Raw genomic sequence first — 1,129 nt, forward strand, 5'->3', positions numbered from 1 at the left:
CGCCGGGGCAAGGGGGTCCCCTGCTCGGGCGAAGCCGAGAGCTCGGGGGAGGGAGACCGGTGTGCGTCCTGACCACCTGGCCGGACGCCGCCTTGAACTAGCAGTCGCCTCGTGGCACCTGTACGGCTCGGATCCGGCCGGGTCCGGTGTGAGACCCGGTCCGGAGACCTCCGCCTGTCCAGCAGGTGATCAACACACCGGCCACGGCGAGAACCATGTGGGGCTCCCGCCGAAACCGCCGCCGTCTGCGGCGACGCGACATCAAGCACACGATCCCTGAACCGAAGGATCAACGCGCCGACCGCCGACCGTCCGCCGCCGGCTCAAGCCGTGAACCACCGGGACCGGCCTCTCAGAATCCCGGGACGGGGATGAAGCCCGGCCACCACGGGGGCACGCCGCCGGGGCACGGAGGAGTGGCAGCGCCCTCCCAGAAGATCGAGATGACACACCAGACGACACCGAGGAGCGCCACCCCGAGGGCGAAGGCACGGAGAAGGGGACGGTTCCCGAGAAGGGCGCCCACCCCGACCCAGACCAGCAGCAGGACCGTCCAGAGGCCCGGGATGAACAGCCAGAACAGGAAACCGCTGTTGGCCGCGTTGTTCACTCCCACGTCACAGGCGGTCCACGACCTGCCCAGAAGCACGGCGGCGGATACCGCGAGAAGCAGCGCCACCACCGTCCCGAGGCCCCCGTGCAGCCGTCGACTCCCCACAGGCCCCCGTTCGCCGTCCGCTGCGGGAAGCACCGGATCCGCACCGCTCATGACTGCCGCATCCCCCGGCACTGACCGACAGGATCCGGACACCCCTGGATCCTAGTGATCACATGATCCGCCGGACAGCGCCTGGGGGGGGGAGGGCTCCGGGAGCCGTTTGTGAACGGGAGTCGGCGGGTTCGTTGCCGGACAGCCGCCGCCTCTTCCCCTTTCTTTCGATTCGGCATATGGCGGTCCGTAAGCCCCCGCCTCCTTCGGACCGGTCGAACCCCCGGGAAAGGTCTCCATGCCCCGCCCCCTGCGCACCCTCGTCCCCGCCGCGACGGCCACCGTCGCCCTCTGCGCGCTGCTCGCCCCGACGGCCGCCACGACCGCACGGGCAGGGTCCTGGCGGCCCTGCCGCTCCCG

Annotated in this window: 1 protein-coding gene and 1 pseudogene; one reads left to right on the forward strand and one right to left on the reverse strand. The window is 71.0% G+C overall.

The window, feature by feature from the left end:
* Window positions 1–218: 218 nt before the first annotated feature.
* Window positions 219–308 (forward strand): annotated as a pseudogene (locus CCN56_RS42370) (IS5/IS1182 family transposase); the annotation flags it as partial.
* Between the two features lie 44 nt (window positions 309–352).
* Here CCN56_RS42370 and CCN56_RS39780 read toward each other — a convergent pair.
* Window positions 353–616, reverse strand: a complete 264-nt coding sequence (locus CCN56_RS39780; protein WP_256962428.1) for a hypothetical protein — start codon at window positions 614–616, stop codon at window positions 353–355.
* Window positions 617–1,129: the final 513 nt, after the last annotated feature.

Source organism: Streptomyces sp. NRRL B-24572 (genome assembly GCF_002156145.1).
GTDB lineage: Bacteria > Actinomycetota > Actinomycetes > Streptomycetales > Streptomycetaceae > Streptomyces > Streptomyces vietnamensis.